3 protein-coding genes are annotated in these 1801 nt (G+C 26.9%); all 3 read left to right on the plus strand.

What is annotated here, in order from left to right; all coding sequences use genetic code 11:
* Positions 1-635, plus strand: a 635-nt coding sequence (locus RCF13_RS00105) for an acyltransferase family protein (protein ID WP_308140658.1), incomplete at its 5' end; no start/stop codon positions are given.
* 16 nt (positions 636-651) lie between these two features.
* A complete protein-coding gene (locus RCF13_RS00110) occupies positions 652-879 on the plus strand; it encodes a hypothetical protein (RefSeq protein WP_308140659.1) in 228 nt (75 codons plus the stop codon).
* 32 nt (positions 880-911) lie between these two features.
* Positions 912-1592, plus strand: coding sequence for a hypothetical protein (locus tag RCF13_RS00115; RefSeq protein WP_227900038.1), 681 nt, complete (start codon positions 912-914; stop codon positions 1590-1592).
* The last annotated feature ends 209 nt before the right edge of the window (positions 1593-1801 follow it).

A 1801-nucleotide genomic window follows, 5' to 3' on the forward strand; every position in this document is an offset into this window, starting at 1 on the left:
TATATAAGAAAGATAAAAATAATAGATTTAAATTTTTATGTATAGGTTTAGTATTCTGTCATTTAGCTCTCCTTACTTATTCAGACTATATAGTTTGGGTGGAGAAATCAGATTTTTGGTATTTACACTGGAATTATTCACTGCCACTTCATTGGTTAGCATATTATTTAATAGGTGTGTTAATAGCTTTACCAGGTAAAAATAGGTATTTAGCGGTAATAAAAAAGAAAGGTAACCATCACTTTTGGCTAAGTTTAATACTATATTTGGTTGCAGTCGTATGCTTTCTTTTTTCTTTAAGAGGATTAAAGCCATATGCAACTGTACAGTTATTTATAGTGAGTTTGTTTGCCTTAAATTTTCTTTATAAGTTATATCTGAAAATTAGAAAATATAAGATGATTAATTGGTTGTATTATATTGGGAAAAATTCCTTTCCAATTTATTTAAGTCATGTGATTTTTATCAAATATGCATTTATTGCGTTTGGAAAGCAAACAGGTTTAATATATGACATCCTTATTTACATCGCATGTATAGTGTTTTCTATAGGTTATATTGGACTCCATAACTCATTTTTTAGTAAGGAGGTAATATCTAATGGTTTCCAGAAACCATCAATATTCAATAAATAAAAAGGGAATAAATCCGTTGTATAAGATTCAAGTATTACCATTTGATGAAGCACTGGTTCAGCTATCAAAATTAATAGAAAACTATAAAACAATTCATAATATCTATTCAAAAAATAAGCAAAAAGGTATAAATGATGAGGCAATTGAAAATGAATTAATTAATCTTAGAAGAGACATTAGTAAGTATACTGGAGAACAAACCATTGAGTCAGCAATAAAGATGTTAAATGAGCATATGAAATAAATCAAATACATTAATGAGATGTGGAGGTTATCATGCATTTATCAAATAAGAAATTGTTAGATAGAATAGAAAAAGAGGGATTGAAAATTAAAGAAAAAGGTGAAGGTTCCTTAGAGTTTTCTTATATTCCTTCTAAAGACATGATTACTTATCCAAGTGATATAGATTTTGAAGATCCTAAAAGTGCGTTTTGTTTAGCTCATGAGTTAGGTCACTACTATCAACATATAAGTCGTCCTTCAATTATAAATAGCGTATTTAATATAGGTAGAATGTCAGAAAGATATTATTTATTGTTTTTTCCACTAATAATAATTGAAGAATTAAATGCATGGATAAGAGCCAAAAGAATTTGTAATGAGGAAGAAGTAGAAAGCGGTCTCTATTTTATAAGTATTGCATCGAAGTGTATTACGGGATATTTAAAATATTTTATTAGTTCATTCATAGCTGCATTAAAATTTCTTATTGGACTATTTGTAGCAATAGTATTTGGTGTGAGATTCTTAAAATTAAGTTATGAAATGGATTTGGAATTTTATCCTTTTTTTGAGACTATAAGAGATGCGATAATAAGCACAAATCTATCTAATACTGAGCTAGTAAAATTATTGTTTTTTAATATGTTATCTGCCCTAATAGTATTAGAGTTTATTAGATTTTTTATGTTATTTTCGAATATGAGTCGAGGTAGTAGTAAAAGTAAAAAATAATATTGGGCAAAAAAGACTTCTTTAAAAATGAAAATAAGAGGTCTTTTTTGTTTTTCAATTTGACGGATGCATTTATGGATAGTAACATGAACACAAGAACGCAATTCACACACTATTAGTAATATAAAGAAAATAAAGGTTAAGTTTATAACTATAAGGGAATAATATAAATTAGAACTAATAAGTGTGGTGATTATAATGGATAAAGC

The organism is Stenotrophomonas maltophilia group sp. RNC7 (genome assembly GCF_030910085.1).
In the GTDB taxonomy this organism is placed as follows: Bacteria; Pseudomonadota; Gammaproteobacteria; order Xanthomonadales; family Xanthomonadaceae; genus Stenotrophomonas; species Stenotrophomonas sepilia.

Excerpts from the sequence above, each read along its gene's own strand:
- RCF13_RS00115 (WP_227900038.1), top strand. The coding sequence starts at position 912 with ATGCATTTATCAAATAAGAAATTGTTAGATAGAATAGAAAAAGAGGGA.